The 16,723-nt window shown below is 74.4% G+C and carries 19 protein-coding genes; 8 read left to right on the forward strand and 11 right to left on the reverse strand.

Annotation, left to right across the window (positions count from 1 at the left end; genetic code table 11):
* The coding region (locus tag CNO22_RS18630; protein WP_100500778.1) for a peroxidase family protein at positions 1-1,779 on the forward strand (1,779 nt) is incomplete at its 5' end.
* A gap of 99 nt (positions 1,780-1,878) precedes the next feature.
* Here the strand turns inward: CNO22_RS18630 and thpR are convergent.
* From thpR to CNO22_RS18655, 5 genes are read right to left on the reverse strand one after another with little or no spacing between them, the layout of a single operon-like run.
* Positions 1,879-2,445: an RNA 2',3'-cyclic phosphodiesterase gene (gene thpR / locus CNO22_RS18635; protein WP_100500792.1), complete on the reverse strand. Its 567-nt coding sequence runs from the start codon at positions 2,443-2,445 to the stop codon at positions 1,879-1,881.
* On the reverse strand, positions 2,442-2,840 hold the full coding sequence (locus CNO22_RS18640; protein WP_232807159.1) for a hypothetical protein: 399 nt from the start codon (positions 2,838-2,840) through the stop codon (positions 2,442-2,444). The genes thpR and CNO22_RS18640 overlap by 4 nt, the downstream gene beginning before the upstream one ends.
* Positions 2,841-2,898: 58 nt before the next feature.
* Positions 2,899-4,254 (reverse strand): MFS transporter, encoded by a 1,356-nt coding sequence (locus CNO22_RS18645; RefSeq protein WP_100500779.1) that lies wholly within the window; start codon positions 4,252-4,254, stop codon positions 2,899-2,901.
* On the reverse strand, positions 4,251-4,685 hold the full coding sequence (locus CNO22_RS18650; protein ID WP_100500780.1) for a MarR family winged helix-turn-helix transcriptional regulator: 435 nt from the start codon (positions 4,683-4,685) through the stop codon (positions 4,251-4,253). Before CNO22_RS18650 ends, CNO22_RS18645 begins: the two co-directional genes overlap by 4 nt.
* 37 nt (positions 4,686-4,722) lie before the next feature.
* Positions 4,723-6,246 carry an NCS2 family permease gene (locus tag CNO22_RS18655; RefSeq protein ID WP_100500781.1) on the reverse strand — a complete coding sequence of 508 codons (1,524 nt, stop codon included), beginning with the start codon at positions 6,244-6,246 and terminating at the stop codon, positions 4,723-4,725.
* Positions 6,247-6,397: 151 nt separating this feature from the next.
* On the opposite strand from CNO22_RS18655, the gene CNO22_RS18660 reads away from it, so the two are divergent.
* A complete protein-coding gene (locus tag CNO22_RS18660) occupies positions 6,398-6,619 on the forward strand; it encodes a DUF2530 domain-containing protein (protein ID WP_100500782.1) in 222 nt (73 codons plus the stop codon).
* Between the two features lie 258 nt (positions 6,620-6,877).
* On the opposite strand, the gene CNO22_RS18665 is transcribed toward CNO22_RS18660, so the two are convergent.
* The gene (locus CNO22_RS18665; protein ID WP_100500783.1) at positions 6,878-7,675 is read right to left on the reverse strand and encodes a DUF3027 domain-containing protein; all 798 of its coding nucleotides are present in this window, start codon (positions 7,673-7,675) and stop codon (positions 6,878-6,880) included.
* Positions 7,676-7,754: 79 nt separating this feature from the next.
* On the opposite strand from CNO22_RS18665, the gene CNO22_RS18670 reads away from it, so the two are divergent.
* On the forward strand, positions 7,755-9,350 hold the full coding sequence (locus tag CNO22_RS18670) for an MFS transporter (protein WP_232807160.1): 1,596 nt from the start codon (positions 7,755-7,757) through the stop codon (positions 9,348-9,350).
* Positions 9,347-9,838 (forward strand): DUF2771 family protein, encoded by a 492-nt coding sequence (locus CNO22_RS18675; RefSeq protein WP_100500784.1) that lies wholly within the window; start codon positions 9,347-9,349, stop codon positions 9,836-9,838. Before CNO22_RS18670 ends, CNO22_RS18675 begins: the two co-directional genes overlap by 4 nt.
* Positions 9,839-9,959: 121 nt before the next feature.
* On the opposite strand, the gene CNO22_RS30360 is transcribed toward CNO22_RS18675, so the two are convergent.
* Positions 9,960-10,355, reverse strand: coding sequence for a cold-shock protein (locus CNO22_RS30360; RefSeq protein WP_100500785.1), 396 nt, complete (start codon positions 10,353-10,355; stop codon positions 9,960-9,962).
* 153 nt (positions 10,356-10,508) lie between these two features.
* On the opposite strand from CNO22_RS30360, the gene CNO22_RS18685 reads away from it, so the two are divergent.
* Together CNO22_RS18685 and CNO22_RS29200 are read left to right on the forward strand one after the other, a co-directional pair.
* Complete coding sequence (locus tag CNO22_RS18685) at positions 10,509-10,856, forward strand: YidH family protein (protein WP_100500786.1); 348 nt, start codon at positions 10,509-10,511, stop codon at positions 10,854-10,856.
* Entirely contained in the window at positions 10,853-11,299 is a 447-nt protein-coding gene (locus tag CNO22_RS29200) for a DUF202 domain-containing protein (protein WP_232807161.1), read from the forward strand. The genes CNO22_RS18685 and CNO22_RS29200 overlap by 4 nt, the downstream gene beginning before the upstream one ends.
* Here the strand turns inward: CNO22_RS29200 and CNO22_RS18695 are convergent.
* Positions 11,286-11,855, reverse strand: coding sequence for a nucleotidyltransferase family protein (locus CNO22_RS18695; RefSeq protein WP_100500787.1), 570 nt, complete (start codon positions 11,853-11,855; stop codon positions 11,286-11,288). The two genes, CNO22_RS29200 and CNO22_RS18695, sit on opposite strands and share 14 nt — an antisense overlap.
* A 76-nt stretch (positions 11,856-11,931) precedes the next feature.
* Here CNO22_RS18695 and CNO22_RS18700 point away from each other — a divergent pair, with 76 nt between their 5' ends.
* Positions 11,932-13,080 (forward strand): endonuclease/exonuclease/phosphatase family protein, encoded by a 1,149-nt coding sequence (locus CNO22_RS18700; RefSeq protein ID WP_232807162.1) that lies wholly within the window; start codon positions 11,932-11,934, stop codon positions 13,078-13,080.
* A gap of 45 nt (positions 13,081-13,125) precedes the next feature.
* On the opposite strand, the gene CNO22_RS18705 is transcribed toward CNO22_RS18700, so the two are convergent.
* The 3 genes from CNO22_RS18705 to CNO22_RS18715 form a co-directional block, all read right to left on the reverse strand.
* Positions 13,126-14,781 (reverse strand): AMP-binding protein, encoded by a 1,656-nt coding sequence (locus CNO22_RS18705; protein WP_100500788.1) that lies wholly within the window; start codon positions 14,779-14,781, stop codon positions 13,126-13,128.
* Positions 14,782-14,783: 2 nt separating this feature from the next.
* On the reverse strand, positions 14,784-14,999 hold the full coding sequence (locus tag CNO22_RS18710; RefSeq protein ID WP_100500789.1) for a hypothetical protein: 216 nt from the start codon (positions 14,997-14,999) through the stop codon (positions 14,784-14,786).
* 114 nt (positions 15,000-15,113) lie between these two features.
* A complete protein-coding gene (locus CNO22_RS18715) occupies positions 15,114-15,638 on the reverse strand; it encodes a hypothetical protein (RefSeq protein ID WP_100500790.1) in 525 nt (174 codons plus the stop codon).
* Between the two features lie 133 nt (positions 15,639-15,771).
* Between CNO22_RS18715 and CNO22_RS18720 the strand changes: the two genes are divergently transcribed.
* On the forward strand, positions 15,772-16,704 hold the full coding sequence (locus tag CNO22_RS18720; RefSeq protein WP_157937009.1) for a type III PLP-dependent enzyme: 933 nt from the start codon (positions 15,772-15,774) through the stop codon (positions 16,702-16,704).
* Positions 16,705-16,723 lie beyond the last annotated feature (19 nt).

The raw sequence follows: 16,723 nt of genomic DNA on the forward strand, positions 1-16,723 counted from the left end.
CGCGTGCACGGGTACGAGGACAAGACGGGCGGGGTGTGCCCGTTCAGCGGGGCGGGCGCCGGGACGACGCGCAGCGGGGTCTCGCGGCGCACGGTGCTGGCCGGGCTGGCGAGCCTGGCCGCGCTGCCCGTCATGAGCGGGACCGCGCACGCCGCGCCGCGCCGCACGCCCGTCCCGACGCCGCCGCCGCGGCCCCCGGCGCGCCGGCCGCGGGCCGCCCGCTCTGCGCACGCCGTCGGCAACCCGCGCGGCAGCGACATCGCGGTGCGCGCCGGGCGGGACAAGGAGGCCCGCTTCGGCGTGATGTTCAAGAAGCTGCCGGCCTTCGCGCCGCCGGACGCGCTGCTGACCGCGCTGGCCGTCTCGATGAACGACGGCAAGACGCCGCTGTCCGACGTCAAGGACTCCGACGTCGCCTTCGACAACCCGGGCATGCCGGCCGGCTACATCTACCTCGGCCAGTTCATCGACCACGACATGACGCTGGACAAGACGCCGCTGACCCAGCAGCAGGACCCGCGGGCGATGACCAACTACGACACGCCCCGCTTCGACCTGGCCAGCGTGTACGGCAGGGGGCCGGCCGGCAGTCCCGAGCTCTACGACCCGGCGCGGCCGGGCTACCTGCTCTGCAACGACCACGACGGCGTGCACGACCTGCCCCGCGACGACGTCGGCGCGGCCTACCTCGGCGACCCGCGCAACGACGAGAACCTCATCGTCGCCCAGTTCCACGCGGTCTTCCTCCGCCTGCACAACCGGCTGCGCGACGAGGGCAGGAGCTTCGAGCAGGCCCAGCAGCTGGTGCGCTGGCACTACCAGTGGCTGATCGCCAACGACTACCTGCCGCGGATCGTCGGCCGGGACGTCGTCGACCGGCTCATCCGTCGCCGCCGCGGCGGACCGATCGAGTTCCTGGGCAGGTTCTACAAGCCGCGCGACCCGCGCCGGCCCTACATGCCGGTCGAGTACTCCGGCGCGGCCTACCGATTCGGGCACAGCATGATCCGGGCCGAGTACGAGGTGCACGACCAGCACACCGTGCCGATCTTCGGCAACGAGGGCTACCAGGACCTGCGCGGCAACCGGCCGGTGCCCGAGGACCTCTGGATCGACTGGAACTACTTCTTCGAGATCCCCGGCATGAGCACACCCGACGACCGCAACATGGCCCGGAAGATCGACACCCGGCTGTCGCTGCCGCTGTCCACGCTGCCGCCGACCGTCGTCGCCCCGACCGCCGGCGCGATCACCTCGCTGGCCGAGCGCAACCTGCTGCGCGGCAAGCGGCTGGGCCTGCCCGCCGGCCAGGACGTCGCCGTCGCGATGGGCCTCAAGCCACTGACCAACCAGCAGCTGGGCCTCACCGACCCCGGGTGGAAGGGGAAGGCACCGCTCTGGTTCTACGTGCTCAAGGAGGCCGAGCTGCTCGGCGGGCACCGGCTGGGCCCGGTCGGTGGCACCATCGTTGCCGAGGTGATCCTCGGCCTGATGGCCTGTGACACCAGCTCGTACTTCACCGCCGACCCCGGCTTCGACCCCGGCGCCGGGTACTCCATGGGGCACTTCCTGCTCTGGGCCGACGCCATCGACCCGCGGGCCTTCGAGGTTCCCGAGGAGGAGGAGCCCGCCGCCGGCGAGGCCGACGAGGACGAGGTGCCGCACGAGGAGGAGCCCGAGGTCGAGGAGCCGGAGGACGACGAGGCGCCCGAGCTGCTCGAGCCCGGCGAGGCGCCCGACCCCGCGGCGACCTCCCCCGTCCCCGGCCCGGTGGTCTGAAGGAGGACCCCGGCCTCCCGAGCCCTCAGAGAAGGACCCCGGCCCCCTTGCAGGGTCCCGCCGCGAGCTTGCGAGCGGTGGGGGGCAAGGGGGCCTTCCTCAGCCGAGGGGCCAGTCCGCGACCCGGTCGTAGCGCGGCACCGGGCCGAGGTGGCTCTCCAGCAGCTCCACCTCGGTCACCGGCCAGCCGGGGCCCCGGTGACCGGCCAGCCGCTCGGGCAGGTCGCCGTCCCCCGGCCGGCTGGGCCGCCAGCGGCCGAGGGTGAGGTGGGCGCGGAAGCGCCGGTCCTCGACCGGCAGGCCGAGCCCGCGGGCGACGGCGGCCAGCCGGGCGGCGAGGGCACCCAGCGCGGCGTCGTCCCCCGTGACACCGGCCCAGAACACCTGCGGACGGCGACGGCTGCCGAACCGCCCGGCGCCGGCGAACCGCAGGGTCATCGGCGGGGTGGCCGCCACAGCAGGGCCGGTAGCGGCGACCAGCTCCTCGACCCGGTCGGCCGGCACCGCGCCGAGGAAGAGCAGCGTCAGGTGCCAGCGCTCGGGCGGCGTCCAGCGGGGCGCACCGGTCGCCTCGCGCAGCGGTGCCAGCGCGCGGTCCAGGTCGGTCAGCGCGCCGGCCGGCGGGGTCACCGCGAAGAACAGCCGCCGGGGCCGCGGCGCGGTCAGTCGGGCACCGCCAGACCGACCTCGGCCAGCGCCGTCCGCAGGCGCAGCCGCTCGACGTCGCGGGGCCGTCCGGGCGGGACGGTGTCCAGCGCGTGCGGCACCTCCAGCAGCCGGGCCGCCTCGACGAGGACGTCGTCGTAGGCGGCCTGCAGCCCCCGCCGGCGGGCCATCGGCGCCCCCGCCGGCACGCGGGCGAGCTGGGCGCCCAGCCGGCGCAGGTCGGCGGCGACCTGCTCGAGCGGGCGGCCGGCCGGCGCGACCGGCTCGCGCCGGCGACGCAGCCACACCGGCAGGCGCGCCGAGCCGAAGACCAGACGGGCCACCCAGCCGGCGAGGGCGACCGCGCCCACCACGCCGCCGACGATCGCGCCCAGGTGCAGCAACGAGGTCCCCATGCCGCCTCCACGGACGACTCGAGAGTGGTGGCCGTCACGGTACGACGGGACGGCGGCGTCAGCTCGCCTGCGTGCCCGGCGCCTCCGCCGACGCCGCCTCCGCAGCGGCGCGGACCGTCGGGGGCGGGACCGTCCGCGGCCGGACGTGCAGGTGGAGCCGCGGGGGGACGACGTGCGCCTCCAGCCGGACCCGCCGGCCGCGGGCCAGCCACGCCGCCGCGATCCCGCCCGCGGCGACCGCCACCGCGCCACCGAGGACGAAGCCCCAGGGCGCCCCCCACCGCTCGGCCACCCAGCCGATCAGCGGCGAGCCGATCGGCGTCCCGCCCATGAAGCAGGTGAAGTACAGCGCCATCACCCGGCCGCGCAGCTGCGGGTCGACGCCCAGCTGCACGAAGCTGTTGGTGGCCACGCTGAACACCAGGCCCGCCGCGCCGGTCGGCACGAGCAGGGCTGCGAAAGACCAGTACGTGGGCATGAGGCCGCAGACGATCGACGCGATCCCGAAGGCCATGGCGGCGAGCACGAGGAACCGCTGCCTCGGCCGGGTGGTGCGCCGGGTCGACAGCAGCGCGCCGGACAGCGACCCGACGGCGAAGCAGGTCGTGAGCAACCCGAACGCCTGGGCGCCCAGGCCGAAGACCTCGCGGGCCATGAGGGCGATGGTCACCTGGGAGTTGAAGGTGAAGGTGCCCAGCACGAGGGCGAGCCCCATGGCCAGCCGCAGGTCCGGTCGCGACCACGCGTAGGCCAGGCCCTCGCGCAGCTGGCCGCGGGCACGGGCGACCGGGCGGCTGGGGTGCAGCTCACCGGGTCGCATGGCCAGCAGGGCGCCGATGGTGAACGCGAAGCTCGCCGCGTTGACCAGGAAGGCCGGCGCGGTGTCGCCCGAGGCCGCGCCGATGACCAGCCCGGCGACGGCGGGGCCGACCAGCCGAGCGCTGTTGAAGATCGTCGAGTTCAGGCTGACCGCGTTGGTCAGCAGGTCCGGGCCCACCATCTCCGATACGAACGCCTGCCGCACCGGTGCGTCGATCGCCGAGATCGAGCCGAGGACGGCTGCCAGCACGAACACGTGCCACAGGGCGATGGCGTCGGCGGCGACGAGCAGGCCGAGCACGAGGGCCACGAGCCCCATGAGGGTCTGGGTGGTCAGGAGCACCCGGCGCTTGGCGTAGCGGTCGGCCAGCACCCCGCCGTACATGCCGAGCAGCAGGGTGGGGCCGAACTGCAGCGCCGTGACCAGACCGAGCGCGACGCCGTCGTCACCGGAGAGCTGGAGGACCAGCCAGTCCTGGCCGATCCGCTGCATCCAGGTGCCCGTGAGGCTGACCAGGTTCGCCGAGGCGTAGACCCGGTAGTTGTGCACCCGCAGCGACCGGAACGCCCCGCTGTCCGTCGTCCGCCGGCTCACCCACTCGCCAGCTCGTCCATGAGGACCGCCGCCTCGCGCAGCACCGCCCGCTCCTCGGCGGTGAGCCGCTCGAGCATGCCGGTCAGCCAGGCCTCCCGGGCGCGGGCCTCGGCCTCGAGCAGCTCCTCCGCCGCCGGGGTCAGGTCGATGACCACCTGCCGGCCGTCGGTCGGGTGCGGGCTGCGGGTGACCAGTCCCATCCCCTCCAGCGCGACGACGACCCGCGTCATCGACGGGGGCTGGACCCGCTCATGCCCGGCCAGCTCACCCGGGCTCATCGCGCCGTGCCGCTTGAGCGTGGACAGCGCCGCGAGGTGGGTGAGCGTGATCGACTGGTCGACCCGCTGGTTGCGCAGCCGGCGGGAGAACCGCATGACCGCCAGGCGCAGGTCGTGGGCCAGCGCCGCACTGTCCAGCGTCGTCCGGCTCACGGTTGCCCAGCCTAACGACCTCGCGCCGGGCCGCCGCTCAGAACAGCTGCTGCAGTGGCTCCAGCGCGAAGTACACGAGGAAGAGCACGGCGATCAGCCACATGAGCGGGTGGATCTGCCGCCCGCGGCCGGTCGCCGTCCGCAGGAGCACGTAGCTGATGACGCCGGCGCCGATGCCGTTGGTGATCGAGTAGGTGAACGGCATGAGCGCGATGGTCAGGAACGCGGGGATGACCAGGGACATGTCGTCCCACTCGAGGTTGCGGATCTGGCTGATCATCAGCGCGCCGACGATCACCAGGGCGGGTGCGGCCGCCTCCGAGGGCACGACCTGCACCAGCGGGGTGAAGAACATGGCCAGCAGGAACAGGACGCCGGTCACGACGCTGGCCAGGCCGGTGCGGGCACCGTCGGCCACGCCGGAGGCGCTCTCGGTGTAGGTCGTGTTGGACGAGACGCTGGCCGCACCGCCGGCCGCGGCGGCCACGGAGTCGACCAGCAGCACCGGCTGCGACCTGGGCAGGTTGCGCTTCTCGTCGAGCAGGCCGCCCTCGGCGCCGACGGCGGTCACCGTGCCGACGGTGTCGAAGAAGTCGGCGATCATGATCGAGAAGACGATGAGCAGTGCAGCGATGACGCCGATCCGCTCGAAACCGCCGAACAGGGAGAAGTTCCCGATGATCGACAGGTCGGGGGCGCTGACGACCTGGTCGGGGAGGGTGGGCACCTGCAGCGCCCAGCCGCGCGGGTTGACCTCGGTGCCCTCGGCGTCGAACCGCCCGCCCAGCCCGGCCACGGCCTCCACGACGATCGCGAGGACGGTCGAGACGACGATGCCGATGAGCAGCGCGCCCTTGACCCGGCGGACGACGAGCACGCTGGTGAGCAGCAGACCGACGACGAACACCAGCAGCGGCCAGCCGGCCAGCTGACCGTTCACGCCGAAGCTGATCAGCGGGGTGCCCGGCCGGATGACCCCGGCGTCGGCGAGCCCGATGATCGTGAGGAAGAAACCGATGCCGACGGCGATGGCCGTCTTCAGCTGCGGCGGGATCGCCTCGAAGACCGCCCGCCGGAAGCCGGTGAGCACCAGCACGGTGATCAGCAGGCCCTCGAGCACGACCAGGCCCATGATCTCCGGCCAGGACAGCTGGGTGGCCGCGTAGACCGCGACGATGGCGTTGATGCCCAGGCCGGTCGCCACGGCGAAGGGGTACCGCCCGACGACGCCCATGAGGATCGTCATGACGCCCGCGACCAGCGCGGTGACGGCGGCGACCGCGGGGAAGGGCAGCGAGGCCCCGGTGACGTCGGGCCCCGACAGGATGATCGGGTTGAGCACCACGATGTAGGCCATCGTGAAGAAGGTCGTCAGGCCGCCGCGGAGCTCGCGGGTCGTCGTCGACCGGCGGGCGCTGATGCCGAAGTAGCGGTCCAGGCCGTTGCTCGGCCTGACGCGGGGACCCTCGCTGCGGCGTGGGGGCTGCGCCCCGGCGGCGACGTCGGCGAGCGTGCCGCCGTCCGTGGTGCTGCCCGAGGACGGGCGGGACTTCTCTGCCATGGCGACTCTCCGGGCGCGCGGCCGGGCGAGCGGGCGGCGGGGGAAGCGCGCCGGCTGACCGGTGGGGACTGCGATGAGCGGCGACAGCGTGCCACACCGGTGTTCCGACCAGGTGACACGCGTCGGGGGCTGCGGGTCCTAGGGTCGATCCGTGCCCCGACCGGCCAAGCAGGCCCCTCCCCCGCTGCACGTGGACACCGTGCGGGTGGTGCTGGCCGGGACGGCCCTGTGGGTCGTGGCGCTCGTCGTGGTGCTGCTGCTCGGCGACCGGCTGGACCGGGTGTGGACCTGGACCTGCGTCGCCGGCATCGCGCTGGCCTTCGTCGGCCTGGGCGTCATGCGCCTCCAGGGCCAGATCGGCCGCCGCGAGTGACGGTTCGCTGAGCCCACCGCTGTCCCCTGGCCGCCGGATCCCTCCCGCCGGGCCTCGGCCCCTGCTTCCAGGAGGGAGCAGCGGGCGACGTCCACAGGGAGAGTCCCCCCGGACAGTCGTGCGCTGCCCACCACCGTGGGCAGCGCACGACTGTCCGGGGGTGGATGAGGCCTCGCTGACGGGGATCCGACGGGCTCGCGCAGCAGGGGGACGGCACGTGGCCGCGGTCGTCGGCCGGTAGGCCGACGGATCACACGGTCACAGCACGTCGAACGAGCCGGTGTCGTAGCGCGCCGAGCGCACGACCTCCGCGGCGTCGTCGGCGACCAGCGTGGCCTGGCTGTGGGCGCCGCAGCCGTAGTCGACGGCGACCACGCGGCCGTCGGCCGGGGCGTAGACGTTGCCGCACGCCCCGAAGCTCTGCCGCAGCGAGCCGGCCAGCGGCAGGAAGAACCCGCAGGTGCCGCACGGACCGGGCGCCTGCCGGGCCATCGCCGAGCGGGGACCGAACTCCCCGGCGTCCCAGCGGGCCGCGGCCTCCTCGCGCCCCTCCCTGGACATGACGCGCTCCCGGCCGAGGCCGGTCTCGGAGGCGACCACGGACCCCTCGGGGTCGTCGGCGGAGTCGTCGTCGGTCGTGTAGCCGGGGACCAGCCGGGGGTCGTCCTCGGTCGAGGGCAGCACGTCGCCGACCGAGAGGTCGCCGGGACGCAGCCGCTCGTGCCACGGCACCCAGGCGGGGGCGAGGAGCGCCTGCTCGCCGGGCAGCAGCACGACCTCGTCGACGGTGACGTGCTCCTCGCCGGGCACCGCGGCGAGGGTGACCGCCCAGTACCAGCCGACGTAGCCGGGCAGCCGGCTGGCGAAGGAGTGGGTGACGACCTCGCCGAGCTCCGCGCTGCCCGCCTCCGCGGACGGCGTCTCGCGGGTGGCGCCGAGGTGCTCGCCGACCAGCTCGGGAGACCCGGCGGTGTCGACAGCAGCAGCCCGCGCCTGCTCGACGGCGGTGCTGGGCACGTCGCTCCCCGCGGCGGCGGGGTCGGAGAACTCGGCCACGGCGCCATTCTCCCTGACGCCCGCACCGGCCGGGGTGCGCGGGGGCGCTGTCCGCGTCCTCCCAGGTCGGTGCGGCACCATGGGCTGCGTGTCGTCGTCCCGCCTGCCCGGCGCCCGCCGCCGTGCCCTGCGCCGGCAGCCGTCGTCGCCGGCGGCCCCGGGCGCGGAGACGGCACCGCTCGCGGTCACCCGGCCGGCCACCCGGCCGCTGCCGACCGCCGGCCGGACACCGGAGCCACGGGCCGCGGGGGACGGCGCGGGTGCTCCCCCGCCGACCGCCGCGCTGCCCCCGGCCGCCCCGCCGCTGCCCCCGGTGCCGCGCAAGCTCACCGTCACCCGGGTCGCGGCGTCGCGCACCCGCGAGCTGACCGGGGCCGCCGTCCGCCGGGTGCAGACCGCCAGCCGGGCCGACGGCGCCGCGGAGAGCGGGCTGGCGCAGCTGCTCTGGGTCAACGCCCTGCACATGGCCGGCGACGCGATGGTCGCCGTCTCGCTGGCCGGCACCCTCTTCTTCGCCGCCACCACCGACGCGCAGCGCAGCAACGTGGCGCTCTACCTGCTGGTGACGATGGCGCCGTTCGCCGTGGTGGCCCCGGTGATCGGGCCGCTGCTCGACCGGCTGCAGCGCGGCCGCCGCTGGGCGCTGGCGGTCAGCCAGCTCGGCCGGGCCGCGCTGGCGCTGGTCATGGCCGCCCACTTCGACGACCTCTGGCTCTACCCCGCCGCCCTCGGCGTGCTCGTGCTGTCCAAGGCGCACAACGTGCTGCGCGCGGCGGTGGTCCCCCGGGTGCTGCCCGGCGCGATGTCGCTGACCTCGGCCAACGCCCGGACGTCGGTCTTCGGCCTGCTCACCGCCGGTGTCTTCGGCGGTGTCGGTGCCGGGCTGGCCTGGGCGGTGGGCTTCCCCTGGCTGCTGTGGGCCACCGCCGTGGTGTTCGCCTGCGGCGCGGTGCTCGCGGTGCGGCTGCCCTGCCACGTCGACGTCCCCACCGGTGAGCTGCCCGCCGACGTGCTCTCCACCGCGCCCCAGCCGGTGGTCACCGGGCGGCGCCGCCGGGCGGTCAGCCCGCGGGTGGTCGTCGCGCTGCGGGCCAACGCGGCGCTGCGCGGGCTCGGCGGCTTCCTGACGATCTTCTCCGCGTTCCTGGTGCAGGCCACGGTCGAGGGCGGCTGGCACGGCACGCTGGCGCTGGGCGCGGTCGCCGGGGCGGCCGGCGTGGGCAGCGTGCTGGGCACCGCCGTCGGCTCCCGGCTGCACCGGGTCGACCCCGACCGGGTGGTGCTCTGGTCGGCGGGCACCGCGGCGGCGATCACCGTCGTGGCGGCGGTCTTCTACAGCCTCGCGATGGCCGCCGTGGTCGCCGGCGTGGCTGCCGTCGCCAACGCACTGGGCAAGGTCGCGCTCGACGCCATCATCCAGCGCGAGGTGCCCGAGAGCCTGCGGGCCTCGGCGTTCGCCCGCTCGGAGACGATGCTGCAGCTGTCCTGGGTCGTCGGCGGCGCGCTCGGCATCGCCCTGCCGCCGACCGGCTGGCTGGGCTTCACCGTCGCCGCGGCCCTGCTCGTGCTCGCCGTCGCGCTGGTGCTCTGGGGCCCGCGCCGCCGCACCCCGGCGCCGACCGCGCCGATGCCCGCCGCGGACGCCGTGACCGACCCGCTGGGCCGGCTGTCGTGAGGCGGGTCGCGATCCCGGCCGTCGTCCTGCTGCTGGCCGGCTGCGGCTCCGAGCCGTCCGGGCCCCAGGACGTCGTCGTGGAAGCCGGGCCGCAGCAGGTGCAGGTCCCGCCCAGCCAGTCCTGCGTGGACGGGGAGCGACAGCAGTTCACCCCCGTCTCGCCGATCGTCGAGGTCTCCCCCGACACGACCATCCGGCTCACCGTGCCAGACTCGGTGGCCGAGAACGGCTGGGACGTGCAGGTGTACGACGACCAGATCCAGGAGCGGCTCGGCATCGTGGAGGTCGAGGCCGGCGAGGCCGTGTTCGAGGTCAACAGCTCCGACGTCGTCCCGCCCGCGTTCTACCTCGTCGTCGTCGAGAACGCCGTCGAGGAGTGCGAGGGCTTCAGCGGGGCCTGGCCGGTCGGGTTCCTGCGCGCCGGCGGCGACCTGGGCGGGACGCCCACGGAGCCGACGACGCCCGCACCCCAGGCGCCCCAGGGCTGAGAAAGGACCTCCCTGCCCCCCGCCACTCGCAAGCTCGCGGCGGGACCCTGCAGGGAGGCCGCGGTGGCCCCGTCCAGAGGCTCGCCGCGAGCCTGCGAACGGTGAGGAGGACGGGGTCCTTCTAGTGCTCCAGGTCGGTGGCGACCGCGCGCAGCACGGCGGCGACCTTGCGGGCCACCGGCCGGTCGGGGTGCCGGCCGCGGCGCAGGCCGTTGGAGACGTCGTCGAGCAGCTTGATGAGGTCCTCGATGATCGGGACCAGCTCGTCGGGCTTCTTGCGGGTGGCCGCCGCGTGCGCCGCCGTCACCGACGGCAGCGGGTCGAGGACCCGCACCTGCAGCGCCTGGTCGCCCCGGCGGCCGGCGACGATGCCGAACTCCACCCGCTGGCCGGGCTTGAGCTCGCTGGCGCCGGTCGGGAGGGCGTCCTTGTGCACGAAGACGTCCGGGCCGTCCTCACGGGAGAGGAAGCCGAACCCCTTCTCCGGGTTGAACCACTTGACTCTGCCGGTGGGCACGTTGATCCCTCAGTCGTCGATCGCGGGCGGCCCCGGCACCGGGCCGGGAGGACGGTCGCGGCACGGGCAGCCGCTGCGCCCAGGTTAGTCGTCGCGCGGCGACGTCCCACTGCCATTCCGCCCGCCACCCCGGCGCACCCCTAGCCTGACGCGGTGCCGACCCCGGACCACCCCGACTACCGGTTCACGCTGGCCAACGAGCGCACGCTCCTGGCCTGGCTGCGCACCGGGCTGGCGCTGGTCGCCGGAGGTGTCGCGGTCGCCGAGTTCGCACCCGACCTCGGCGTCCGGTGGGGCAGCGCCGCGGTGGCGGTCGCGCTGGTGCTGACCGGGCTCGGTGCGGCCGTCGGCGGGTACGTGCGCTGGGGGCGCAACGAGCGGGCGATCACCGCCGACCGGCCGCTGCCGCCCAGCCGGGTGCTGCCCGCCCTGGTGGCCGCGGTGGCCGCCGTCCTCGTCGTCGTGGCCGTCCTCGTCGGGGTCGAGGTGCTGCGCGGGTGAGCGGACAGGGGCGTGAGCATCGCAGCGAGGAACGAGCGAGGAGCGGAGCGCCCCGCGGGAGCGAACAGGAGACATCGAGCGGCTCGGCGACCGGGCCGGCTCCGCCGGGCGGCACGGGACGGACGACGTCCGCCCGGGAGACCCAGCCGGAGCGCACCGTCCTGTCCTGGCAGCGCACCGGCCTCGGCGTGCTGGCCCTCGCCGGCCTGCTCGCCCGCGCGGCGGTGACCGACGGCGCGCCGGTGCGGCTGGCCGTGGCCGGCGGCGTGGCGCTGCTGGGCCTGGGCGTGCTGGGCGGGCTGGCCCCGCTGCGGGCCCAGCGGGTGCGGCGGGCGCTCGACCACGGGACCGCGGTGGCCGAGGCGCGGCTGGCGCTGGCGGTCACCGCCGTCGTCGTCGCCGTGGCCGGTGCCGCGCTCGTCGCGGTGCTCAGCCCCCGCTGACCGGTTCCGTCACGATGCCCAGCCGGTCGAGCAGCACGAGGAAGACCGCGGCGAAGTCGTTGTCCTGCACCTCCCGACGCACCCGGTCCCAGTCGACCTGCTCGCGCAGCGCGCGGGCCACCGGCAGCACCCGCCCGTAGTCGCAGTAGTGCTCGTCGAGGGCCATCAGCTTGGTGACGACGATGTCGGTGGCCTCCAGCACCGGCATGTGCACCGAGACCACCGGCATGTTCTCGGCCCGGTCGATGAGGTCCTGCTCGACCGGGACGCCGCAGGTCCGCCACAGGACGTCGACGAACGAGTCGCCCTGGACGACCTTGGTCAGCCAGTCCTCGGCCGGGTCGACGACCTGCAGCCCCGCGTCGGCCAGCACCTTGGCCGCCCGCTCGGCCTCCGCCGCCGGTACCAGGAAGTCCGCGTCGTGGTCGGGCTCCGGCGCCCCCCGGACCCACGCGGCGTAGCCGCCGCAGAGCGCGAAGGGGACGTCGCCCTGTTTGAGCGCGACGGCGACGCGCTTGAGGAGGTCGCGGATCTCTTCACGGTCCGAGGGCTGCACGCAGAGCCTGCTACCCGGGGTGCGCCTCCCGGAACACGGCCGTGTGGACGGCGGCGCGCGGGGCACAGGAGCCCTCGTGCGGATCGCGACCTTCAACATCCTCCACGGGCGCTCGCCGGTCGACGACCGGGTCGACGTCGAGCGCCTGGCCGCCGCCGTGAAGACCCTGGACGCCGACGTCCTGGGGCTGCAGGAGGTGGACCGGGACCAGCCGCGGTCCCTCGGCGCGGACCTCACCGCGGTCGCCGCCGAGGCGATGGGCGCGGTCGACTCGCAATTCGTGGCGGCACTGTCCGGGACCCCGGGCGGCACCTGGATGGCCGCCACCGGTGAGGAGCAGCCGGGCTCGGCCAGCTACGGGATCGCGCTGCTGTCGCGCTACCCGGTGGTCTCCTGGCGGGTGGTGCGGCTGCCCGCGCTGCGCGGCCGGGTGCCGGTCTGGTTCCGGGGCGCCCCGCGCCCGACGCTGGTCGGCGACGAGCCGCGGGTGGCCGTCGCCGCCGTCCTGGAGGGGCCCTCGGGTCAGTTCACCGTCTGCAACACGCACCTGTCGTTCGTGCCGGGGTGGGGCGCGGTTCAGCTGTCGAAGCTGGTGCGCTCGCTGACCGGTACCCGTGAGCCACTGGTCCTCATGGGCGACCTCAACATGCAGGCCGGCCAGGCGGTGCGGGTCAGCGGGCTGCAGCCGCTGGCGACGGCCACGACGCCGACCTTCCCGGTCGAGGAGCCGACCCGGCAGCTGGACCACGTGCTGGCCCGCGGTCCGCTCGTCGCGACCGGCCCGGCCGAGGCGGTGCGGCTGCCGCTGTCGGACCACCGGGCCCTCATGGTGCCCTGCGCAGCCCCTGACCAGGGGAGGTGGCTCGCGTCGGGCCCGTGTGGCGTGGATCATGAAGGCATGGCCCGAGCCGCTGTCGCTGCCCACCGCGTCGTCACCCTGCTCGCCTCGGTCGTGCGCCTGGTGGCCTCGCTGATCGCCGTGGTGATCGTGCTGCACGCGGTGTTCTTCTTCTTCGAGGCCAACCCGGACAACGCCCTGGTGGCCCTGGCCGCCGACGTCCGGCAGACGTTCGGCTGGTTCACCGTCGACCTGTTCCGCACCGACGACCCCCAGCTGGGCGAGACGATCAACGCCGCGCTCGCCGCGCTGGTGTGGGTCGTCGTGGGCAACCTGGTGTCGAAGCTGCTCGTCCGGCTGGCACCCGGCACCCGCGCGAAGGTCTGAACCCGTTCCGGGCGATTTCCGCGGAAACCGCCGCCCTCGACGGAGCTAGGCGTTGCGGACGGCGGCGGCGTTCTCGAGGCCCAGCTCGCGGACCGACACCTCGCGCATCTCGACCTTGCGGACCTTGCCGGTGACCGTCATGGGGAAGGCGTCGACGACCTTCACGTAGCGGGGCACCTTGTAGTGGGCCAGCTTGCCGGTGCAGAACTCGCGCAGCGCCTCGGCGGTGAGCGGCTCGGCGCCCTCGCGCAGCCGCACCCAGGCCATGAGCTCCTCGCCGAAGCGCTCGTCGGGCACCCCGATGACCTGGGCGTCGACGACGTCGGGGTGGGTGTAGAGGAACTCCTCGACCTCGCGCGGGTACACGTTCTCCCCGCCGCGGATCACCATGTCCTTGATCCGGCCGACGATGTTCAGGTAGCCCTCGGCGTCCATGACCGCGAGGTCGCCGGTGTGCATCCAGCGGGCGGCGTCGATGACCTCCGCGGTCTTCTCCGGCTCCCCCCAGTAACCGAGCATCACCGAGTAGCCGCGGGTGCAGAACTCCCCCGGCGTCCCGCGCGGCACGGTCAGTCCGGTCTCGGGGTCGATGACCTTGACCTCCAGGTGCGGGTGCACCCGCCCGACGGTCGACGTGCGGCGGTCGAGGTCGTCGTCGGCGCCGGTCTGGGTGGAGACCGGCGAGGTCTCGGTCATCCCGTAGCAGATGGTCACCTCGGTCATGCCCATCTCGTCGACGACCCGCTTCATCACCTCCACCGGGCACGGCGAGCCGGCCATGATCCCGGTGCGCAGGCTGGAGAGGTCGTAGTCGGCGAAGTCGGGCAGCCCCAGCTCGGCGATGAACATCGTCGGGACGCCGTACAGCGAGGTGCACCGCTCCTCCTGCACCGCCCGCAGGGTCGCCGCCGGGTCGAAGCCGGGTGCGGGGATGACCATGGTGGCGCCGTGGCTGGTGGCCGCGAGGTTGCCCAAGCCCATGCCGAAGCAGTGGTAGTAGGGCACCGGGATGCAGATCCGGTCGGCCTCGGTGTAGCCGCAGCCCTCGCCGACGAAGAAGCCGTTGTTGAGCAGGTTGTGGTGGGTGAGCGTGGCGCCCTTGGGGAAGCCGGTGGTACCGGACGTGTATTGGATGTTGATCGGGTCGTCGGCCGACAGCTGGGTCTCCCGCTCGGCGAGCAGCCCGCGGTCGCCGGCCCGGCCGGTGGCGACCAGCTGCTCCCACTCCTCCGAGCCGAGGAAGACGACCTCGCGCAGCCCGGGGCAGTCGTCGCGGACCTCGTCGACCATCGCCCGGTAGTCGCTGGTCTTGAACTCCGGCGCCGACACGAGCACCGAGATCCCGGCCTGCTTCAGCACGTAGGCCAGCTCGTGGGTGCGGTAGGCCGGGTTGATGTTCACCAGGATCGCGCCGAGCTTCGCCGTCCCGTACTGGACGAAGGCCCACTCGGCGCAGTTGGGCGCCCAGATGCCGACCCGGTCGCCCTTCGCGACCCCCATCGCATCCAGCCCGAGAGCGACCGCGTCGACCTCGGCGACGAACTGCGGGTAGGTGAAGCGGCGACCGGTGGCGCACTCGACGAGCGCCTCGTGGTCACCCACCCGCGCCGCCGTCCGGTCCAGGTCCGCCCCGATCGTGTCCCCGAGGAGGGGGACGGTCGAGGTGCCACTGCTGTAGGACGGCAGCGCGGGTGTCGTCATGGCTACTCGCCCGCCTGGACGCCGGCCCGGTTGGGCTTGTCGGTCGGGTGGGCGTACCGGAGGCGGCTGGGCGGCAGCGGGAAGTCGTGGTCCTCGCCGAAGGGCGACAGCGGGCCGGCCGACTCCGCGAGGAACTCGCTCACGGGAGCGCCGCCGTCGTCCGACACACCCCAGGTGGGCTCGATCAGGTGCTCGTGCTTGGGGTTCCGCTTGGCCATGTCGCCGTGTCCTCCGTTGTGCTGGTCCGCGCGCGCACCGCCCGGTGCCCGCGTCCGTCGTGCATCTTGGCGGAAGCAGTACCCCGGATGCACGCAGTACGCCCCTGCGTCGGGTCAGTGGTGGCGCACCGCCCGGGCGCCGTAGAGCGTCGGGACGCCGTCCGCGGTGAGCACCCACTCCCGCTGCCCGACGGGGGCTGCGCGCACCACCGCGTCGTGCAGCTGCTGGACGGCGCGGGTGCGCCAGACCGCGGTGCTGGTCAGCCGCAGCCGTACCGGGTCGGCCGTGGGGTCCAGCTCGTCGTAGCCCTGGGGCTCGAAGGACAGCACCGCGGGGCCGGCGACGCGCAGCACCCCGGTCTGCCACGGCACGGTCCGCAGCGCCCGCCGCCAACGGTGCAACCGCAGCAGCGCCCCGGCCCCGGCGGCGGCCGCGACGGCGCCGACGAAGACCAGCGTGATGACGACGAGGCCGGCCAGGGGCAGCTGCCGTCCCGAGTCCCGGGCGATGGCCACCGCGGCGGCGGCGAGCAGCACCCCGAGGACGACGGCGATCAGCCCGCCGGCCAGCCAGCGCAGCGCCCCGGCCTGGTAGCCGGTCAGCGCGGCGCGGGTCTGCGGGTCATCGGCGGCGGCCACCCCGGGATGCTCGCAGAGCCGGGCCCCCGCGCGGTCGGCGACGTGGCCCGCGGCGCGGAGCCACCCGCGCCCGGCAGGATGACCGGAGACGCGGATGCCGGCCGGCCCGCCAGGGATGCGAGGATCTCGACCAGTGACGACCGTGGAGCCGCGGACCACCCGACCGGTCGTCGCCTTCCCCGGCGCAGACCTGCCGACCCCGTGCCTGGTCCTGGAGCTGGACGTCGTCGCGGAGCGCTACACCCAGCTGCGGGAGTCGCTGACCGAGGCGGTGGTCCACTACGCCGTCAAGGCCAATCCACATCCGGAACTGGTGGGGCTGCTGGCTCGGCTGGGGGCTCACTTCGACGTCGCCAGCCCCGCCGAGGTCGACCTCTGCCTGGGGCTGGGCGTCCCACCGGATCGGCTGTCCTACGGGAACACGGTCAAGAAGCGGACCGACATCGCCCATGCCTGGTCACGCGGCGTCCGCCTGTTCGCCTTCGACAGCCGCGCGGAGCTGCACAAGCTGGCCGAGGCAGCGCCGGGTGCATCGGTGTTCTGCCGGCTGCTGACGTCGGGGACCGGGGCAGACTGGCCGCTGAGCCGGAAGTTCGGCTGCGCCCCGGACATGGCGGCCGACCTGCTGCTGGAGGCCGGGCCGCTGGGCCTGGACCCGTGCGGGCTCAGTTTCCACGTCGGGTCCCAGCAGCGGGACCCGTCCCGGTGGGAACCCGCGGTCGCGTCCGCGGCGGCGGTCACCCGGGAGGTGTACCGCCGCAGTCACGGCCAGCGCGTCCTGCGGCTGCTGAACATCGGCGGGGGGCTCCCCGCCCGGTACCTGGAGCAGATCCCGGCCCTCGGTGAACACACCGGCGCCATCACCGCGGCGCTGGATCACCACTTCCCTGCTCACGGGCCGCTCCCCCGCCCCCGCGTGATGGCCGAGCCGGGCCGGTATCTGGTCGCCGATGCGGGTGTGGTGCACACCGAAGTGGTGCCGGTCTCTTATACACATCGGACGCTGCCGACGACTCCGTACGGGTATGTCGCGGTGGCCGCCGCACCATCAAGAAGAAAACGTTAAGACGCACCTCTATCGACAT

It is taken from the genome of Geodermatophilus chilensis (assembly GCF_002802985.1).
Lineage (GTDB): Bacteria > Actinomycetota > Actinomycetes > Mycobacteriales > Geodermatophilaceae > Geodermatophilus > Geodermatophilus chilensis.

Excerpts from the sequence above, each read along its gene's own strand:
- CNO22_RS18640 (WP_232807159.1), bottom strand. The coding sequence starts at position 2,840 with ATGGGGACCTCGTTGCTGCACCTGGGCGCGATCGTCGGCGGCGTGGTG.
- CNO22_RS18655 (WP_100500781.1), bottom strand. The coding sequence starts at position 6,246 with ATGGCAGAGAAGTCCCGCCCGTCCTCGGGCAGCACCACGGACGGCGGC.
- CNO22_RS18710 (WP_100500789.1), bottom strand. The coding sequence starts at position 14,999 with ATGGCCAAGCGGAACCCCAAGCACGAGCACCTGATCGAGCCCACCTGG.
- CNO22_RS18705 (WP_100500788.1), bottom strand. The coding sequence starts at position 14,781 with ATGACGACACCCGCGCTGCCGTCCTACAGCAGTGGCACCTCGACCGTC.
- CNO22_RS18670 (WP_232807160.1), top strand. The coding sequence starts at position 7,755 with ATGGGCTGCGTGTCGTCGTCCCGCCTGCCCGGCGCCCGCCGCCGTGCC.